This is a genomic window from Pseudomonas sp. TE9122, from assembly GCF_056278925.1.
Window position 1 is genome coordinate 1497714 of sequence record NZ_JBWBQI010000001.1, and the last position, 20344, is coordinate 1518057.

At 61.4% G+C, this 20344-nt stretch carries 12 protein-coding genes and 1 other RNA gene; 9 read left to right on the forward strand and 4 right to left on the reverse strand.

Features of this window, described 5'->3' with window-relative positions; all coding sequences use genetic code 11:
- Positions 1-6 precede the first annotated feature (6 nt).
- The 3 genes from xdhC to xdhA all read right to left on the reverse strand — a co-directional run bounded on the left by xdhC (position 7) and on the right by xdhA (position 4829).
- Positions 7-864 (reverse strand): xanthine dehydrogenase accessory protein XdhC, encoded by an 858-nt coding sequence (xdhC, locus tag ACZ9BE_RS06725; protein WP_476249085.1) that lies wholly within the window; start codon positions 862-864, stop codon positions 7-9.
- Positions 865-982: 118 nt separating this feature from the next.
- Positions 983-3382 (reverse strand): xanthine dehydrogenase molybdopterin binding subunit, encoded by a 2400-nt coding sequence (xdhB, locus tag ACZ9BE_RS06730; RefSeq protein ID WP_122692165.1) that lies wholly within the window; start codon positions 3380-3382, stop codon positions 983-985.
- A complete protein-coding gene (gene xdhA / locus ACZ9BE_RS06735; protein ID WP_476249086.1) occupies positions 3375-4829 on the reverse strand; it encodes a xanthine dehydrogenase small subunit in 1455 nt (484 codons plus the stop codon). The genes xdhB and xdhA overlap by 8 nt, the downstream gene beginning before the upstream one ends.
- A 268-nt stretch (positions 4830-5097) precedes the next feature.
- Here xdhA and ACZ9BE_RS06740 point away from each other — a divergent pair, with 268 nt between their 5' ends.
- From ACZ9BE_RS06740 to ACZ9BE_RS06775, 8 genes are all read left to right on the forward strand, one after another.
- Complete coding sequence (locus tag ACZ9BE_RS06740; protein ID WP_039763015.1) at positions 5098-5757, forward strand: GntR family transcriptional regulator; 660 nt, start codon at positions 5098-5100, stop codon at positions 5755-5757.
- Between the two features lie 2 nt (positions 5758-5759).
- Positions 5760-9248 (forward strand): chromosome segregation protein SMC, encoded by a 3489-nt coding sequence (gene smc / locus ACZ9BE_RS06745; protein ID WP_252883462.1) that lies wholly within the window; start codon positions 5760-5762, stop codon positions 9246-9248.
- A 259-nt stretch (positions 9249-9507) separates the two neighbouring features.
- Complete coding sequence (zipA, locus tag ACZ9BE_RS06750) at positions 9508-10371, forward strand: cell division protein ZipA (protein WP_016773851.1); 864 nt, start codon at positions 9508-9510, stop codon at positions 10369-10371.
- A gap of 162 nt (positions 10372-10533) precedes the next feature.
- Positions 10534-12891, forward strand: coding sequence for an NAD-dependent DNA ligase LigA (gene ligA, locus ACZ9BE_RS06755; protein WP_476249087.1), 2358 nt, complete (start codon positions 10534-10536; stop codon positions 12889-12891).
- A gap of 312 nt (positions 12892-13203) precedes the next feature.
- Positions 13204-14367: a zinc-binding metallopeptidase family protein gene (locus ACZ9BE_RS06760; protein ID WP_476249088.1), complete on the forward strand. Its 1164-nt coding sequence runs from the start codon at positions 13204-13206 to the stop codon at positions 14365-14367.
- A 146-nt stretch (positions 14368-14513) separates the two neighbouring features.
- An RNA gene (ffs, locus tag ACZ9BE_RS06765) (signal recognition particle sRNA small type) lies at positions 14514-14610 on the forward strand.
- 201 nt (positions 14611-14811) lie between these two features.
- Positions 14812-15312 (forward strand): hypothetical protein, encoded by a 501-nt coding sequence (locus ACZ9BE_RS06770; protein ID WP_476249089.1) that lies wholly within the window; start codon positions 14812-14814, stop codon positions 15310-15312.
- A 36-nt stretch (positions 15313-15348) separates the two neighbouring features.
- The gene (locus tag ACZ9BE_RS06775; protein ID WP_236169141.1) at positions 15349-17316 is read left to right on the forward strand and encodes a hypothetical protein; all 1968 of its coding nucleotides are present in this window, start codon (positions 15349-15351) and stop codon (positions 17314-17316) included.
- A gap of 20 nt (positions 17317-17336) precedes the next feature.
- Here ACZ9BE_RS06775 and ACZ9BE_RS06780 read toward each other — a convergent pair whose 3' ends face one another.
- A complete protein-coding gene (locus ACZ9BE_RS06780; protein ID WP_122747108.1) occupies positions 17337-18086 on the reverse strand; it encodes a substrate-binding periplasmic protein in 750 nt (249 codons plus the stop codon).
- Positions 18087-18231: 145 nt separating this feature from the next.
- Between ACZ9BE_RS06780 and dnaX the strand changes: the two genes are divergently transcribed.
- Positions 18232-20313 (forward strand): DNA polymerase III subunit gamma/tau, encoded by a 2082-nt coding sequence (gene dnaX / locus ACZ9BE_RS06785; protein ID WP_476249090.1) that lies wholly within the window; start codon positions 18232-18234, stop codon positions 20311-20313.
- Positions 20314-20344: the final 31 nt, after the last annotated feature.

Here is a 20344-nt window from a genome sequence, read left to right on the forward strand (position 1 = left end):
CTCTAATCAGTTTGAGGCTTTGAGTTTGGCGGCCTGACTGCGGCGCGAGGCGGGCAGCAGTCGGGCAATCGGTTCGGCGCGGGCGCTGTGCTGGCCGAAATTGGCGTTGTAAGTGGCGATGATTTCGCCGGCGATGGAGATGGCGATTTCCACAGGCAGTTTGCCTTTGACTTCGCCGATGCCCATCGGGCAGCGCATGCGCTGCACCACGCTCGGGTCGAAACCACGATCACGCAGACGGTGTTCGAATTTGGCGCGTTTGGTTTTCGAGCCGATCAGGCCGAACCAGGTGAAATCGTTGCGCTTGAGAATCGCCGCAGTCAGTTCCAGATCGAGCTGATGGTTGTGGGTCATGACGATGCAGTAGCTGCCGGCAGGCAGATCATCGACTTCGTCCACCGGCTCTTCGCTGACGATTTTACGCACGCCGTGGGGAATGTGTTCGGGGAACTCCGCCTCGCGCGAATCGATCCAGCGCACCCGGCAGGGCAGGCTGGCCAGCAGCGGCACGAGGGCGCGACCGACATGGCCGGCACCGAACACGGCAATCTGCGCCTGCACCTGGCCCATCGGTTCGAACAGCAACACCGTAGCGCCACCGCAGCACTGGCCGAGACTGGCACCGAGGCTGAAGCGCTCCAGATGGGTGTCCTGCTTGCCGCTGGCGAGCATCGCGCGGGCGATCTGCATGGCTTTGAATTCCAGATGCCCGCCACCGATGGTGTCGAACAGGCGGTCGGCACTGACGACCATTTTCGAGCCGGCGTTGCGTGGCGTCGAGCCAAGTTCTTCGATGATCGTCACCAGCACACAGGGCTCGCCCTGATTCTGCAGGTCGGCGAGGGCGTCGATCCAGTTGTACATGTTCACCTCGACATCTTCGTTGTCTGTGCCGGCCTCTTCGCGAGCAGGCTCGCTCCCACATTGGCAATGCATTCCAAATGTGGGAGCGAGCCTGCTCGCGAATGGCCGCGCCTCGGTCCTAGAGCGGAGCCAGCTCGGTTTCAGCTTCGACAGCCTTCACCGCTTTGAGCTGACGCATCTGCTCGCAACCCCACAACACCCGCTCCGGCGTGGCCGGGGCGTCGATTTTCGGCTGATGCTGATAATCACCGAGGCTCGCCACCGCATCCTTGATTGCGCACCACGCGGCGATCCCGAGCATGAACGGCGGTTCACCGACGGCTTTGGAGTGGAACACCGTGTCTTCCGGGTTCTTGCGGTTTTCCACCAGTTTCACCCGCAGATCCAGCGGCATGTCGGCCACCGCCGGGATCTTGTAGCTGGCCGGGCCGTTGGTCATCAGCTTGCCCTTGTTGTTCCATACCAGCTCTTCCATGGTCAGCCAGCCCATGCCTTGCACGAAACCACCCTCGACCTGACCGATGTCGATCGACGGGTTCAGCGAGGCGCCGACGTCATGCAGGATGTCGGTGCGCAGCATCTTGTACTCGCCGGTCAGGGTGTCGACGATCACTTCGCAGCAGGCTGCGCCAAAGGCGAAGTAATAGAACGGACGGCCCCGCGCCTGACTGCGGTCGTAGTAGATTTTCGGGGTCTTGTAGAAGCCGGTGCTGGACAGCGAAACCTGATTGAAATACGCCTGCTGGATCAGCGCTTCGAACGTCAGGATCTGCTCGCGCACCCGCACGTGGCCGTTGCGGAATTCGACGTCTTCTTCGCTGACTTTGTAGTGCCGCGCGGCGAATTCGACCAGGCGTTGCTTGATGGTCTGTGCTGCGTTCTGCGCGGCTTTGCCGTTCAGGTCGGCGCCGCTGGAAGCAGCGGTCGGAGAGGTGTTCGGCACTTTGTCGGTGTTGGTCGCAGTGATCTGCACACGATCGATTTCGACCTGGAACACTTCCGCCACGACCTGGGCGACTTTGGTATTCAGGCCCTGACCCATTTCCGTACCGCCGTGGTTCAGGTGGATGCTGCCGTCGGTGTAGATGTGGATCAGCGCACCGGCCTGGTTCAAGAAGCTCGCAGTGAAGGAAATGCCGAATTTCACCGGAGTCAGCGCCAGGCCTTTTTTCAGGATCGGGCTGTTGGCGTTGTAGCGACGGATCGCTTCGCGGCGCTCGGCGTACTGGCTGCTTTCTTCCAGCTCGGCGGTCATCTCTTCGAGCATGTTGTGCTCGACGGTCTGGTAGTAGTGGGTGACGTTGCGCTCGGTCTTGCCGTAGTAGTTGGCCTTGCGCACCGCCAGCGGGTCGAGCTTCAGGTGCCGGGCAATCGCGTCCATCACTTCCTCGATGGCGACCATGCCTTGCGGGCCGCCGAAGCCGCGATAAGCGGTGTTCGACGCTGTGTTGGTTTTGCAACGGTGACCGTTGATGGTTGCATCGCCGAGATAGTAAGAGTTGTCCGAGTGGAACATCGCCCGGTCAACGATCGAGGCGGACAGGTCCGGCGAGCAGCCGCAGTTGCCGGCCAGCTCCATGTTGATCCCGTGCAGACGGCCGCTGCTGTCGAAGCCGACGTCGTATTCAACGTAGAACGGGTGGCGCTTGCCCGTCATCAGCATGTCTTCGACACGCGGCAGGCGCATCTTGGTCGGTTGGCCGGTGAGGTGCGCGACCACTGCGCACAGGCACGCCGGGCTCGCGGCCTGGGTTTCCTTGCCGCCGAAACCACCGCCCATGCGGCGCATGTCGACGACGATTTTGTTCATCGACACGTCGAGCACTTCGGCGACCAGTTTCTGCACTTCGGTCGGGTTCTGCGTCGAGCAGTAGACGATCATCCCGCCGTCTTCAGTAGGCATCACCGAGGAGATCTGTGTCTCCAGATAGAAGTGCTCCTGGCCGCCGATGTGCAGCGTGCCCTGAATACGGTGTTCAGCCGTGGCCAGCGCCGAAGCCGAGTCGCCGCGCTGATGGGTGTGGCTGTCGAGCACGAAATGGCGCTTGCGCAGGGCTTCGACGACGTCGAGCACCGGTTCCAGATCTTCGTATTCGATGATCGCCGCCATCGCTGCCTTGCGCGCGGTTTCCAGATCTTTCGCCGCGACTGCCAGCACTGGCTGGCCGACGAACTGCACGTCATCGATGGCCAGCAGCGGGTCACCCGGCATCAGCGGGCCGATGTCCTTCAGGCCCGGCACGTCTTCGTGGGTGATGACGATGCGCACGCCTTCGAAGGCGTAGCACGGCGACGTGTCGATGCTGAGGATTTTCGCGTGGGCACGGTCCGACAGGCGCGCATACAGGTGCAATTGGTTGGGGAATTCCAGCCGATCATCGATGTACTGCGCTTCACCGGACACATGCTTGGCGGCGCTGTCGTGCTTGACGCTGCGGCCGACACCGGTGGTCAGATCCTTGGCGAACAGTTCGGCCAATTCAGCTTGAGTCTTCTCTACGGCGTGATGGTTAGACATAAGCGGTCACCCGAGTCTCGATGTGCGGTGTTTGCAGTTCGATGAAGTATTTGCGCAGCAGATTCTGCGCGCTGAGCAGGCGATATTCCTTGCTGGCGCGGAAGTCCGAGAGTGGCGTGAAGTCTTCGGCCAGCGCGGCGCAGGCGCGTTCGATCACGGCGTTATTGAACGGCTGACCAAGCAGCACGGCTTCGCAATGCGCAGCGCGTTTGGGGATTGCCGCCATGCCGCCGAAGGCCACCCGGGCGTCGCTGATCACGCCATTTTCCACGCGCAGATTGAACGCAGCACAGACGGCGGAGATGTCGTCGTCCAGTCGCTTCGACACTTTATAGGCGCGGAACAACTGCTCGGCGCTGGCGCGCGGGACGATGATTTTTTCAATGAACTCGCTTTCCTGCCGCGCGGTGACGCGGTAGTCGATGAAGTAATCTTCCAGGTTCAAGGTGCGGCGGGTTTCGCCTTTGCACAGCACGATCTGCGCGCCAAGGGCGATCAGCAGCGGTGGCGAGTCACCGATCGGCGAGGCGTTGCCGATGTTGCCGCCGAGGGTGCCTTGATTGCGGATCTGCAACGAGGCGAAGCGGTGCAGCAGTTCGCCGAAGTCCGGGTACTCGGCATTCAACGCCCCGTAGCAGTCGGAGAGGGCAGTGGCGGCGCCGATTTCGATGCGGTCATCGAAGGTTTCGATGCGCTTCATCTCGGCGACGTTGCCGACATAGATCATCACCGGCAGAGTGCGGTGGAACTGGGTGACTTCCAGCGCCAGATCGGTGCCGCCGGCGAGCAGCCGCGCTTGTGGATAAGCGTCGTAGAGATCGGCCAAGTCAGCGACGGTCAGCGGCACCAGGCAGCGTTTGTCACCGCTGTTGAGTTCACCGATATCGGTCGGTGCGATGGCCTTGAGGCGGGCAATGGTTTCGGCTTCGCGGGCGTCGAACTGATCCGCTGGTTTGGCGCAGCAGGATTGTTCGGCAGCGGCCAGAATAGGGCGGTAGCCGGTGCAGCGGCAGAGGTTGCCGGCCAGCGCTTCGTGGGCCTTGGCCTGATCCGGCGCATCGCTGTTCTTTTGCAGGGCGAACAACGACATGACGAAACCGGGGGTGCAGAAGCCGCACTGCGAACCGTGGCACTCGACCATGGCTTTCTGCACGCTGTGCAGTTCGCCCTTGTGCTTGAGGTCTTCGACGCTGATCAGTTGTTTGCCGTGCAACGACGAAACGAAGGTCAGGCACGAGTTGAGGCTGCGATAGCGAATATGCTCACGCCCGCTGTCATCGGTCTGCAACTCGCCAACCACCACGGTGCAGGCTCCGCAGTCACCGCTGGCGCAACCTTCTTTAGTGCCGGGCCTGCCCACGTGTTCGCGCAGGTAATTGAGCACAGTCAGATTCGGGTCCAGGGCGTGCTCGCTACGGAGTTCCTGGTTAAGTAAAAACTGGATCACGGAAGGCCTCGCAGACTCATTATTGTTGTTAACCGACGTGAACCGAATTTAGCAGGTCTGACTTTTCGGTCAATGGTTTTCTGACTTAAAGGTCAGGAAAATCCGTTTCGTCGATCAACAGCGTGTCTATTCAGTATTGACCTTCATCGGTCACCGCGCTTTTTTGCGGGATTCGTGCCAAAAACCGCTGAGTGGGCACTCCGCCATGACCGTGCATTTGCGCTACACTGCGCCGCTTGTGCAGATCGATAGAGTTTGAAGGACAACCATGACGTTCAAGGCGCCGGACAGCCTCGCCGAGCAAATCGCTCACCACCTCGCCGAACGCATCATTCGTGGCGAAATGAAGCCGGGAGAGCGCATCCAGGAACAGAAGGTCACGCTGGCGCTCAACGTCAGCCGCGGTTCGGTCCGCGAAGCCTTGCTGATCCTCGAGCGCCGTCACCTGATCGCGATCCTGCCGCGTCGTGGCGCCCACGTTACCGAGCTGACGCCGCACAAGGTGCAGAGCCTGTGCACGCTGATGAGCGAGCTGTACATCCTGCTTGGCAATTCGGTGGCCAATGGCTGGCAAGTGCAGTCGGACATGGCGCCGTTCGTGCAGATCCAGCAGCGCCTGACCGCCAATTACGAACGCGGCGATATCCGCAGCTTCGTCGATGACAGCTTCGCGGTGATGCGCGCCGCCTATCCGTTTGCCAACAATCCGTACCTGCAAGAAACCGTCGAGAACCTCCAGCCGGCGATGAGCCGCGCGTATTTCCTCGCCCTCGAACAGCGCAAGGCGGAAATGAGCGAATTCCTCGAACTGTTCGAACGCTTGCTCGCCGCCGTACTCGCCCGTGATTTGCCGCAGATCCGCATCGTGCTCACGGCGTATGCCCAGCGCAGCTGCGATCTGGTGGTGTCTGCGCTGACGGTTGCCTGAGCGTGAGGCTGAAGTGCATCAAACTGGCGGGGTTCAAATCCTTCGTCGACCCGACCACGGTGAACTTCCCCAGTAACATGGCGGCGGTCGTCGGGCCGAACGGTTGCGGCAAGTCGAACATCATCGACGCCGTGCGCTGGGTGATGGGCGAAAGTTCGGCGAAGAACCTCCGTGGCGAGTCGATGACCGATGTCATTTTCAACGGCTCGACCAGCCGCAAACCGGTGAGCCAGGCCAGTATCGAACTGGTGTTCGACAACTCCGACGGCACGCTGCTCGGCGAATACGCCGCCTACGCGGAAATTTCCATCCGCCGCAAAGTCACCCGCGACAGCCAGACCACGTATTACCTCAACGGCACCAAATGCCGTCGGCGCGACATCACCGATATTTTCCTCGGCACCGGCCTCGGTCCGCGCAGCTACTCGATCATCGAACAGGGGATGATCTCCAAGCTGATCGAATCCAAGCCCGAAGACCTGCGTAACTTCATCGAGGAAGCCGCCGGCATCTCGAAATATAAAGAGCGCCGCCGCGAGACCGAGAACCGCATCCGCCGCACCCACGAAAACCTCGCCCGCCTCACCGACCTGCGCGAAGAACTGGAGCGCCAGCTCGAACGTCTGCACCGTCAGGCCGAGGCGGCGAAAAAGTATCAGGAACTCAAGGCCGAAGAGCGTCAGCTCAAGGCGCAACTGTCGGCGCTGCGCTGGCAGGATCTTAACGAGCAGGTCGGCCAGCGCGAGTCGATCATCGGCAACCAGGAAGTCAGCTTCGAAGCGCTGGTCGCTGAACAGCGTAACGCTGACGCCGCCATCGAACGCCTGCGTGACGGTCACCACGACCTGTCCGAACGCTTCAATCTGGTGCAGGGCCGCTTCTATTCGGTCGGCGGCGACATCGCCCGGGTCGAGCAGAGCATCCAGCACGGCCAGCAGCGTTTGCGTCAGTTGCAGGACGATCTGAAAGAAGCCGAGCGCGCGCGTCTGGAAACCGAATCGCACCTTGGCCACGACCGCACGTTGCTGCTGACCCTCGGCGAAGAACTGGACATGCTCACCCCCGAGCAGGAAGTCACCAGCGCCGCCGCCGAGGAAGCCGCCGCTGCGCTTGAAGAAGCCGAAACCACCATGCACGGCTGGCAGGAGCAGTGGGACGCGTTCAACCTGACCGCTGCCGAGCCGCGCCGTCAGGCTGAAGTCCAGCAATCGCGGATCCAGCAGTTGGAAAACAGCATGGAGCGTCTGGCTGACCGACAGAAGCGCCTCGCTGAAGAGCGCGCGTTGCTATCCGCCGACCCGGAAGACGCGGCGATCATGGCGCTCAATGAGCAGCTCGCCGAGTCTGAAGCGACCCTGGAAGATTTACAGACCAGCGAAGAAGCGCAGGTCGAAAAGCTCGAACAACTGCGTCAGGAGTTGCAGCAGGCGTTGACCGCGCAGCAGCAGGCGCAGGGCGATCTGCAGCGGCTCAACGGTCGTTTGGCGTCGCTGGAAGCCTTGCAACAGGCCGCGCTCGACCCGGGCACCGGCACCGCCGAATGGTTGAAGGAACACAATCTCGCCGAGCGTCCGCGCCTGGCCGAAGGCCTTAAGGTCGAGGCCGGTTGGGAGCTGGCGGTGGAAACCGTGCTCGGCGCCGATCTGCAAGCGGTGCTGGTCGACGATTTCAGCGGTTTTGATCTGTCCGGTTTCACCCAAGGCGATTTGCGCCTGCTCAGCCCGGCCAGTGATGGCGTGCGGGTGGCGGGCAGCCTGCTGGACAAAGTCGAGGCGCAGATCGATCTGTCGCCGTGGCTTGGTCAGGTCAAACCGGTCGACAGCCTTGAACAGGCGCTGGCGTTGCGCGGTCAGTTGAGCGCCGGGCAAAGCCTGATCAGCCGCGACGGCTATTGGGTCGGACGACACTTTTTACGCGTACGTCGCGCCAGCGAAGCGGAAAGCGGCATGCTCGCCCGTGGCCAGGAAATCGAAGACTTGCAGCTTGAACGCGAAGAGCGCGAAGCCACCGTCGAGGCCATGGAAACCCGCCTGCAAACCTTGCGCGCGCAACAGCGCCAGCAGGAAAACGGCCGCGAACATCTGCGCCGCTTGCTGCAGGACGAAGCGCGCCAGCAAGGCGAACTGAAAGCGCAGTTGTCCGCCGGTAAGGCCAAAGCCGAACAGCTGACATTGCGCCGCACCCGTCTCGATGAAGAACTGGTCGAACTCGCCGAACAGCGCGAGCTTGAGCACGAACAGGTCGGCGAAGCGCGCATGCAATTGCAGGAAGCGCTGGACGCCATGGCACTGGATACCGAGCAGCGCGAGTTGCTGCTGGCCCAGCGCGACAGCCTGCGCGAACGCCTCGATCGCGTGCGTCAGGAAGCGCGGCAGCACAAGGATCACGCCCATCAATTGGCCGTGCGTCTCGGCTCGCTGCGTGCCCAGCACGATTCCACCCGGCAGGCGCTGGAGCGTCTGGAAATGCAGGCCGAGCGTCTGACTGAAAAGCGCGAACAGTTGAGTCTGAATCTGGAGGAGGGCGAGGCGCCGCTGGAAGAGCTGCGCCTCAAGCTCGAAGAGTTGCTCGACAAGCGCATGACCGTCGATGAAGAACTCAAGACTGCGCAGATCGCCCTGGAAGACGCCGATCGTGAATTGCGCGACGCGGAAAAACGCCGCACCCAGGCCGAGCAGCAATCGCAGTTGATTCGCGGCCAGCTCGAACAACAGCGCATGGAATGGCAGGCGCTGACCGTACGGCGCAAGGCTTTGCAGGATCAACTGCTCGAAGATGGCTACGATCTCAACGGCGTGCTCGCCACATTGACCGCACAAGCCAGTGAACGCGAAGCCGAAGAAGAACTCGAACGCATCAACGCGCGGATTCAGCGCCTGGGTGCGATCAACCTCGCGGCCATCGACGAATACACGCAACAATCGGAGCGTAAACGTTATCTGGATGCGCAGGACGCCGATCTGGTCGAGGCGCTGGAGACCCTGGAAAACGTCATCCGCAAGATCGACAAGGAAACCCGCAACCGTTTCAAAGATACCTTTGATCAGATCAACGGCGGTTTGCAGGCACTTTTCCCGAAAGTTTTCGGTGGCGGGCGCGCGTATTTGGAACTGACGGGCGAAGATCTACTCGATACAGGGGTGACGATCATGGCGCAGCCGCCCGGGAAGAAGAACAGCACCATCCATTTGCTCTCCGGCGGCGAAAAGGCCCTGACTGCACTGGCCCTGGTTTTTGCCATCTTCAAGTTGAACCCGGCGCCGTTCTGCATGCTCGATGAGGTTGACGCGCCACTGGATGACGCTAACGTTGGACGCTACGCACGCCTGGTCAAAGAGATGTCGCAGACCGTGCAGTTCATCTACATCACCCACAACAAGATCGCCATGGAAATGGCCGAGCAGTTGATGGGTGTGACGATGCATGAACCGGGCTGCTCGCGACTGGTGGCGGTGGATGTCGAGGAGGCGATGGCGATGGTGGATGCCTGAGTCGGTGTGGTGTCGGAATAGTTTTGGAGGTCTGTAGGACTTTTTACTGACATCGGCGGGATGGCCAATCGACATATTCGCGCAAGCCAAATGAGACAGACGGTGTAAAGTTGTCTTTGGTCGTGCTAGTTTAATGTCAATTTTTCGTATACGTGGGCAAAACGCCTGTCAGAACATAGAGTTGGCGCCACGTTTTAAAGCGGTTTACGCAGTGTAAACCCCTTATTTTTCAGCATTTTTTATAGAGGCACGGGATTACATGGAAATCGGTCTGCGCGAGTGGCTGATCGTCATCGGCATCATTGTGATAGCCGGTATTCTTTTCGATGGCTGGCGCCGTATGCGCGGCGGCAAGGGAAAGCTGAAATTCCGTCTCGACCGGAGCCTGTCCAATCTGCCGGACGAGGACACCAGCGCCGAACTGTTGGGCCCGGCCCGCGTCCTGGACACGCACAAAGAGCCGCAACTGGACGAGCACGATCTGCCATCGGTGAGCATGCCCAACCGCGAAGCCCGCGAGCCGCGTGAATCCGGTTCGAAACGTGGCAAGCGCGGCAGCAACGGCCCGGCGCAGGGCGACTTGAACCTCGACCTCGATCTGGACGGCGGCCCGAGCTTCAGCAGCCGTGACGACGATTTCGCCGAAGACAGCAAGCCTGCAGCGGCCGTGGCGGAAAAAGATCAGCCGCAAGCCGAAGAAGTCCTGGTGATCAGCGTGATCTGCCGCGACCCGGCCGGCTTCAAAGGCCCTGCGCTGCTGCAGAACATTCTCGAAAGCGGCCTGCGTTTCGGCGAGATGGACATTTTCCACCGCCACGAAAGCATGGCCGGCAACGGTGAAGTGCTGTTCTCCATGGCCAACGCGGTCAAGCCGGGTATCTTCGATCTGGACGACATCGACCACTTCAGCACCCCGGCGGTGAGCTTCTTCCTCGGTCTGCCAGGCCCGCGTCATCCAAAGCAGGCCTTCGACGTGATGGTCGCGGCAGCCCGCAAGCTGTCCCAGGAATTGAACGGTGAGTTGAAAGATGACCAGCGCAGCGTACTGACCGCGCAGACGATTGAGCATTACCGTCAGCGCATCGTCGAATTCGAACGCCGCGCATTGACCCAGAAGCGCTAAGTCCAGATCAAAAGATCGCAGCCTTCGGCAGCTCCTACAGAGGATCGCGATACTGTAGGAGCTGACGAGTGCAACGAGGCTGCGATCTTCTGGCCCCGCCGCCGATAATGGAATAAAACTGGAGCAGCCTCGGCTGCTCTTTTGCTTTATGAGAGAACACCCATGACCGCCGCCAAAACCCGCATTCTAGAGCTGCGCGCTGAGCTGGATCAGCACAACTATCGCTATCACGTTCTCGACGAGCCGAGCATTCCCGATGCCGAGTACGATCGCTTGTTCCACGAGCTCAAGGCACTGGAGGCGGCCAACCCGGAACTGATCACCAGCGATTCGCCGACCCAGCGCGTCGGCAGCATGGCGTTGACCGCGTTCACTCAGGTGCGTCACGAAATTCCGATGCTCAGCCTCGGCAACGCCTTCGAAGAATCCGACATGCGCGAGTTCGATCGCCGCGTCAACGAAGGCCTCGACGTGCCGGCCGGCGATCTGTTTGGTGGCGGCGCGGCGGTGGAATACAGCTGCGAGCCGAAGCTCGATGGCCTGGCGGTCAGCCTGCTGTATCAGGATGGTCTGCTGGTGCGCGGCGCCACCCGGGGCGATGGCACTACGGGCGAAGACATCAGCGTCAACGTGCGCACTGTGCGCAATATTCCGCTGAAGCTGCATGGCGAAGGCTGGCCGGCGACGCTGGAAGTGCGCGGTGAAGTGTTCATGTCCAAGGCCGGTTTCGAGCGCCTCAATGCCTCGCAGCTGGAAATCGGCGGCAAGACCTTCGCCAACCCGCGCAACGCGGCAGCAGGCAGCCTGCGCCAGCTCGATTCGAAGATCACCGCCAACCGGCCGCTGGAATTCTGCTGCTATGGCATCGGCCAGGTGTCTCACGATATCGCCGACACCCACATCGGTAACCTCAAGCAGTTGCAGAAGTGGGGCATGCCGATCAGTCACGAACTGAAGCTGGCCAAGGGCATCGACGAGTGCCTGGAGTATTACCGCGACATCGGCGAGCGCCGTAACTCGCTGGCCTATGAAATCGATGGCGTGGTGTTCAAGGTCAACAGCATTGCCGACCAGCGGGAACTGGGCTTCCGCGCCCGCGAGCCGCGCTGGGCGATCGCGCACAAATTCCCGGCGATGGAAGAACTCACCGAGCTGCTCGACGTGGAATTCCAGGTCGGCCGCACCGGTGCGGTAACTCCCGTGGCGCGCCTGAAACCGGTGAAAGTCGCCGGCGTCACCGTGGCCAACGCCACATTGCACAACATGGACGAAGTCGCGCGTCTGGGCCTGATGATCGGCGACACGGTGATCATTCGCCGCGCCGGCGATGTGATTCCGCAAGTGGTGCAAGTGATCACCGAGCGTCGCCCCGATGACGCGCGCCCGGTGGCCATTCCTCAGAGCTGCCCGGTGTGCGGCTCCCACGTTGAACGCACGCAACTGGTCAAGCGCAGCAAGGGCAAGGAAACCTTCAGCGAAGGTGCGGTGTATCGCTGCGTCGGCCGACTGGCCTGTGGTGCGCAATTGAAGCAGGCGATCATCCACTTCGTCTCGCGCCGGGCCATGGACATCGAAGGCTTGGGCGACAAGAGCGTCGAGCAACTGGTCGACGAAGGTCTGGTCAGTTCGCCGGCCGATCTGTATGCGTTGAAGTTCGACGACATCGTCGATCTGGAAGGCTTCGCCGAGGTATCGAGCAACAAGCTTCTCAAAGCCATTGAAGACAGCAAGCAACCGAGCCTGGCACGTTTCATCTACGCCCTCGGCATTCCCGATGTCGGTGAAGAAACGGCGAAAGTGCTGGCGCGTTCGCTGGGTTCGCTGGAACGCGTGCAACAGGCCTTGCCCCATGTGCTGACCTACCTGCCGGATGTCGGCCTGGAAGTGGCGCACGAGATTCACAGTTTCTTTGAGGATGCGCACAACCAGCAGGTCATCAGCGAATTGCTCGGCCATGGTTTGCAGATTCAGGATCAGGGCGAGTTGGGCGCCGAATTCGCCGCCAGTACCACGCTGGGCGGCTTGCTCGACAAACTGCACATTCCTTTCGTCGGCCCCGGTGGTGCGCAAAAACTCGCCGACCGCTTTGGCTCGCTGGAAGCGGTGATGAACGCTGACTGGCTGGATATGCGCCAGGCATTGCCAGAGAAGCAGGCCAACTCCGTGCGCGAGTTCTTCGCCTCGCCTGAGCATCGGCAACTGGCCGAGCGGGCCGAGCAGCAGTTGCGCGATTTCGGCATGCATTGGCAGAGCGAGAAAAAAGTCGTCGAAGGTCTGCCGCTGTCCGGGGAAACCTGGGTGCTGACCGGCAAGGTCGAACTGATGAGCCGGGATGTGGCCAAGGATCATCTGGAAAGCCTGGGTGCCAAGGTCGCCGGTTCGGTGTCGGCGAAAACCCATTGCGTGGTCGCAGGCCCGGGTGCCGGCTCGAAACTGACCAAGGCCAACGAGTTGGGTGTGAAAGTCATGGACGAAGAAGCGTTTATCGCCTTCCTCAAAACCCACGGCGTCGCCGTCTGACCGGATGAACCCCTGTGGTGAGGGGATTTATCCCTGTCCGGATGGACACCTGTGGCGAGGGGATTTACCCCTCTCCGGATGGACACCTGTGGCGAGGGGATTTATCCCCGCTGGGTTGCGCAGCGACCCCAAAACCCTGCAGCCGATCATTTTATCTGTATCGCGTGTACGGTTTTTTGCGACTGCTGCGCAGTCGAGCGAGGATAAATCCCCTCGCCACAATGGTGCTATCACCCGGCTGCGCGGTTATGGGTGGGAACGATGTTGTCTTCAGAATGATCTAGTCTTGGCCAGTCCCAGGGAGAGATCGCCATGCACCGCTTTTTCGAGCAGCTCAGTTCCCGCATCATCGCGCCGTTCGTGGCCGGATCCTCGCGCAACAGCAAAGTCTGGCCGTGCCGTTGCGGCCAGTCGCTGTTCTTTCGCAACAGTCAGTGCCTGGCCTGTAACGCCTTGCTTGGTTATCAACCTGAACAAAGTCGCCTGACCTCGCTGCAGCCGGGGCCGGAAGAGGGCACCTGGACGCTCGACGTCGATCCCGACGCCGGTCTGTTCCGCCGCTGCGCCAACCTCGACATGCCCGCCGCGTGCAACTGGCTGCTGCCGGCCAACGATCACGACACCTTGTGCATCGCTTGCAGCCTTAACCGCACCATCCCTGATCTCTCCGTCGCGGAAAATCCCGAACGCTGGCGCAAGGTCGAAGTCGCCAAGCGTCGACTGGTCGCGCAACTGATCACCCTCGGCTTGCCGGTCATCCCGAAAACCACGGATGAAGAAACCGGGCTGGCGTTCGACTTCATCGGTGTTGACCTGGAAGGCAACGCGCCGATGACCGGCCACGCCAATGGCCTGATCACCCTCGATATCAAAGAGGCCGACGACGCTCACCGTGAACAGGTCAGGGCCGCGATGCACGAACCTTACCGCACGCTGCTCGGGCATTTTCGCCATGAGGTCGGCCACTACTACTGGGATCGCCTCATCGCCAACGGCCCTTGGCTGGAGGCGTTCCGTAACCTGTTCGGCGACGAGCGCGCCAGTTACGCCGACGCGCTGGACCGGCATTACCAGCAAGGCGCACCGCTGGACTGGCCGCAGCACTACGTCAGTGCCTACGCGACCATGCATCCGTGGGAAGACTGGGCGGAAACCTGGGCGCATTACCTGCACATGATGGATGCGGTCGACACGGCGCTGGGCTTCGGCATGAGCGCGCGGGAAATGGACTTCGACTATCAGCCGTTTCCGACCAGCACCCTGTACGACCCCGAGCATCCCGGCGGTGGCGCTTTCCTGTCATTCGTCAATGCGTGGATCGAGCTGGCGGGGATGCTCAACGAACTGTCGCGCAGCATGGGCCAGCCGGATTTCTATCCGTTCGTACTGCCGGCAGCGGCGATCGCCAAGCTGCACTTCATTCATCTGGTGATCCAGGATGCGGGCGGTCGCGCAGACGAAGTCCTGGCCCTGTAGAAGCTGGCGCAGGCTGCGATCTTTTGGCGTCACCGCATGTCCTTGAACCTGTTGATATTTTTTATCTGCAACCAACGGTTGTAACTTCATCTCAGACAGGTACAATGGCGCGGCTCGCCGACAGGCAAGCGTCGTTATGGTGACCCCATCGGTCCCCCCGCAACGATTACCCGTGAACCTGGTCAGATCCGGAAGGAAGCAGCCACAGCGGGAACATTGTGTGCCGGGGTGTGGCTGGTGGGGGCACCACCTTAACGAACCTACCGAGAATTCAGAGAACTGCATGGGTTTGCCCACTGCGGTTTTTTTATGCCTGCGATTTGGCTAGTGGCGTTGATCCGCCAGCAAAAATGCTCGGATCAGCCGGGCAGCTTCCAGTGCCCTTGCGGCTGTCGACAGCGAACAGTGGCATACTCCCCCGCCTGGCAACGAGAGGTAAGGCAAGTGGGTGAAATTGACGATCTGACCCGGGAAAAGCTGCGCGAATGGCAGTTACGTCGTCTGGAAGTCAAAACACAGATGCAGGATCAGCCCGAGCGCACGCTGGAGCTGTCGCGAGTGCTCGACCTGATGGATGAAGAACACGCTGCGATTCTGGCGGCATCTGCTGTTTTCAACGCGGCAGACGAGCCTGAACAGTCGGTCCCGGTCGAGGCACAATCGGCGATCGTCGAGCACGCATCAGCCTCGCCGACCGCAAAGTACGACCTGCAACTGCACGCCACCGCTCAAAACCCTGAACACCTGCGCAAACTGCTCGAAATGGCCCTCTACGAAGTGCAGGCGCAGATCGATGCGGCGGCGGTGGCCAGCGGCACTGAACGACGCGGCATGTCCGGCACGCTCGGCGACTACTCCTTCGAGCTGCGGATCAACCCCGAGGCCGGCAGTGAAGGAAACTTGCCGCAGTCCCATGAAATGCCCGACGAGAATGACCAGGACTGATCTGGTGTTGTATTAAGGCCCAGGCGGCGAGGTTGTATGCACCCGGAACATTTTGATTTGGCCACCCCGGTATTTCTGCCCATCACCCATGATGCGTGTACGGCGCTGTTGCAGCCCGAGGGTGACGCGGCACTGGCCAACCTGAGCGACCCGGAACTGGCGGCGGTGCTGGTCATCCAGAACCTTGCCCAGGCCACGGAAAAGGACCTGAGCGCCAGCGCAGCGGAGAAAATTCTCGCCAGACTCATTGACTGGTCTGTCACCTCCCGGCGCTCCGGATCGGCGGGACTGCTTGCAGAGGCGCGGCGTCTGTTCGATTCGCGCAAATTGTATTTCGGCCTCAATGCGCTCAAAGGCCTGAACCTGCGCTTTCTCATGGCCGATGAAGTCACAGCGCAGGAATACCTGTTGCCCGGCGGGCAGTGGGATGTGGACTACAAAATTCGCCATCAGCAACAGAACAATCCGTTCAGCCAGCAAATGGTCACGCCACGCGAGCGCGAGCACTGGTTGAGCGCGGCGCAGGACAAGCTGCTGCGAACCTTTCGCGCCAACCTCGACGAAGACCTGCACGTGCAGGGTTATGCGGGCATCGGCAAGAGTTACATGCTCAGCGCGCTGATCGAATGCCTGCGCTCGAAACGCACCCTGGTGCTGGCGCGCACCCCGGCGAAACTGGCGACGTTGCGCAAGCACATCGTGCAAGTGCACGACACGGAAATTGGCCAGACCTTCTACGATTTTGCCCAGGCCCAGTTGCTTGGCCCCCGATCGCACATGGCCAGGACGCCAGCGCGTATCCCGAGCAGGCAGGCGCTGGCGCAGGAACTGAATATGTTCGGCTTTCGCCACCACGATGGGCAGGGCACTCTGGAGGTTTGTCTGCGCGTGCTGGAGCTGTATTGCGCCTCAAGAGATCACACGCTGTCCGCCAGGCACCTGCCGCATTTTCAGCAGCCCTTGACCGGCGCAGACTCGCAAGCGCTGCTGGAATACTCCAGTCGCCTGTGGGTGTATCTGGAGGCCAACCCGGCCTGGGCCAGCCAGAGCGGTTTTCCGACGTTGCTCATGATCAAGCGCGCCAGTCTCGCCGGTTGCCGCGTCCCGCCGCGCTACACCCACGTGATCATCGACGAAAGCCAAGATGTGCCGGCGTCGTTGCTGCAAATCATCGAGCGCGGGCAGCAGGTGCTGATCACCCTCGGCGATGAGTATCAGCAGGCCACGGGCGAGGCGCCCAAGCGCAAGCGTGAAGTTCGTCAGAGCGATATCTGCTATTCGGTGCGTTCGGGGCGCAATGTCGAGCGCCTGGTCAATCCGCTGATCTCGCGCCACACGCACAAGAGCAAAGTGCCGTTCGAAGGCGCTCGTCACGCCGACGTCGATATCGAGTACTACCCGCAAGCCTTCGTGCCGCCCGAAGGTTGCGTGGTGCTGACCGCTTCACCCTGGGACACGATGATGTGGGCCATCCATCTGCACGATTCCAATTGCGCCTTCAGTTTCCCCGACCGGGAAGCGCAGGACGACATCAAGCATTTCATGACCACCGCCATCGAGCTGTTCCGCCGCGATTTCTACAACGCCGGGTCCAGCGAGAAAGGACCGCACCCGTATTTCAGCGACATGGCTGATTGGCAGCAGGTGCGTGAGGCCAACCGTTTCGACGAGGCGTTTTTGTGGATCGAAGCGCAACTGCAAAACGGCTTCATGATTGCCGACCTGACTCGCCTGAGCCAAAAGATCATCGAGCCGGGCAAAGCCTGTCTGTTGATGATGGCCGAGCAGGCCGGCGGCATGGAATTCAGGCGCGTGCTGTTGACGCGAGCATTGCTCAGTAACGAGAAATTCAAGGATGCCTACGAGTTCGATCAGCGCATCTGCGCCGTGTACATCGCCGTGTCCCGTGCCCGGCAGCAGCTTTATCTGCCTTACGACGTGGTCGAGTGGATCGATTATCACCACAGCCGCGAGCCAAAATTCCGCGAGTCGCACGGTTATTGACCCGGCCAACCCTGTGGGAGCTAGGGTGTGGTTGAAGAGGCGCCGGTGTACAACCTGATTATGTCGTCGATCTCGCCGGACATTTTCATGCGCAGCAACGTTCGTAAAATCCGCTGCACCGGCACGTTCGGGTCGTTCCTCACATAGCAGCCGATATTCTGTTCCTGCAGCACCGCGACCCCCTGCAACTGCTGCTCCGGCAGCAGGCGTTGATTGATCCAGTCCAGGGTCCACTGATTGCTCACCGCATAGCGGTATCGCCCGGCCAGCAGCTTTTCCAGTACCTGTTCCTGATTGCGCGCGTCTTCTCGTTGCAACTGGTCGGCGTCGAACAGCGGTTGCAGGGTAGGGTAGCTGTAACCGAGGACGGTGCCGATGGCCTGGCGCGGCAGCCGGGCGGGATTGATCTGCGCCGGTTGTTCCTTGCGGCTGATCAGCAGGTCGCGCTGAAACCACAACGGCACGCTCCAGATGTAATCGCCGGACTGATTCGGCAGCCACGACTGTGCGGCATAGCAGCGCACATCGATGTCGCCGTGTTCCATGGCGCTCTGTACCCGCGCGCGCGGCAGGACGACGAATTGCGCTGGCGCGCCGACCTGGGTCGCCAGGCTGAGCAGGACGTCATGCAGGATGCCCTGGGTCGGTCTGCCGCCTTGCAGTTGCACCATCGGCATCGCCCAACTGTCCGGCACGGCGAAGCGCAACGGCGCTTGCGCTGCCATCGCGTTGAGGCTGATACCCAGCAATGCCGCCACGGCCCACCGCATAGACGCTCCGGTAATTCCCCATCCCGAGCTGATAAAAGCCTCTGCTGATGCAGCTTAGCCATATTAGACGAGGACACCGGATGCAATTTTGCCCTTGCTCCGCTAGCATTAGCCGCTTCTGCTTCCTTCGCTGCGACGGTTTTCGATGAGTTATCAGGTTCTTGCACGTAAATGGCGTCCACGCTCGTTCCGCGAAATGGTCGGCCAGACCCATGTGCTCAAGGCTCTGATCAATGCCTTGGACAGCCAACGGCTGCACCACGCCTACCTGTTCACCGGGACGCGCGGGGTCGGCAAGACCACCATCGCGCGGATTATTGCCAAGTGCCTGAACTGCGAGACAGGTATCACCTCCAGCCCCTGCGGCGAGTGCTCCGTGTGCCGCGAGATCGATGAAGGTCGTTTTGTCGACCTGATCGAGATCGACGCCGCCAGCCGCACCAAGGTCGAAGACACCCGCGAACTGCTCGATAACGTGCAGTACGCGCCAAGCCGTGGGCGCTTCAAGGTCTACCTGATCGACGAAGTGCACATGCTATCCAGCCATTCCTTCAATGCGCTGTTGAAAACCCTCGAAGAGCCGCCGCCCTACGTCAAGTTCATCCTGGCGACCACCGATCCGCAGAAACTTCCGGCAACGATTCTTTCGCGCTGCCTGCAGTTCTCCCTGAAGAACATGACGCCCGAGCGTGTGGTCGAGCATTTGACCCACGTGCTGACCGCAGAAAACGTACCGTTCGAAGACGACGCACTGTGGCTGCTTGGTCGCGCTGCTGACGGCTCGATGCGTGACGCCATGAGCCTGACCGATCAGGCCATCGCGTTCGGTGAAGGCAAAGTGCTCGCTACCGACGTGCGGGCCATGCTCGGCACGCTGGATCACGGTCAGGTCTATGACGTGCTGCATTCGCTGATCGAGGGCGATGCCAAGGCGCTGCTCGAAGCCGTGCGGCATCTGGCCGAGCAAGGCCCGGACTGGAACGGCGTGCTCTCGGAAATTCTCAACGTGCTGCACCGCGTGGCCATCGCTCAGGCGTTGCCGGAAGGCGTCGACAATGGCCACGGCGACCGTGATCGCGTATTGGCCCTGGCCCAGGCACTGCCGGCCGAAGACGTGCAGTTCTATTACCAGATGGGCCTGATCGGTCGCCGCGACTTGCCGCTCGCGCCGGACCCGCGCGGCGGTTTCGAAATGGTCTTGCTGCGCATGCTCGCGTTCCGCCCGGCGGATACGGCGGACGCGCCGAGGCAACCGCTAAAGCCAGTGGGGATCAGCCAGGCCACAGTTGATTCCGCAAACTCAGTGGCTGCCGCGCCGAAGCCTGCGCCGGTGGTCGCTGCGGCTGCGGCTGCTGCGGCTGCTGCGCCAGCACCCGCGCCCGCTGCCGAGCCAGAACCGGTTGTGCCGGTTGTCGAAGCGCACCCGCAGCCTGAGCCAGTCGCCGTCGAAACCGTGGTCGATCTGCCGTGGAACGACCCGGTGGAAGCCGAGGCCGAGCCTGCGCCCGTTCAACAACCCGCCGTCGAGCCGGTATTGGAAACCGCTGGCGAGCAGCCCGAGCTGCCGCCGATGCCGCTGCCGACCCCGGACAGCGTGGTGCCGGATGCGCCGGAGTGGGCCGCTGCGCCAATTCCCGAGCCGTCCGTCGCCGAGGTCGATGCCGCTACGCCGGGCATGGACATGGACGACGAACCGCCGCTGGATGAAGACTACATCGAGCCGGACATGGATTCGGCCTACAGCTACCTCGACGAACTGGCCAGCGAACACGCCGCCGATCCCGAGCCTGAGCCTGAGCCGGAACCTGCCGCCGCGCCGGCCACCGGCCTGGCCCTGCAATGGCTGGAGCTGTTCCCGAAGCTGCCGATTTCCGGCATGACCGGCAGCATCGCCGCCAACTGCACGTTGATTGCGGTCGACGGCGATCATTGGTTGATGCACCTCGATCCGGCCCACAGCGCGCTGTTCAACGCCACGCAACAGCGTCGTCTCAACGACGCGTTGAACCAGTTCCACGGGCGCACGCTGACGCTGACCATCGAGCTGATCAAGCCCGAGCAGGAAACCCCGGCCCAGGCCGCCTCCCGCCGCCGCGCCAATCGCCAGCGCGAGGCCGAGGAATCGATCCATGGTGATCCGTTCATCCAGCAGATGGTTCAGCAGTTCGGCGCGGTGGTGCGAAGCGATACTATTGAACCTGTCGACGCCTTGGTCACCCAAGGCTAATAACTGAAGGTGCTCGGCCAAGATGGCCGGG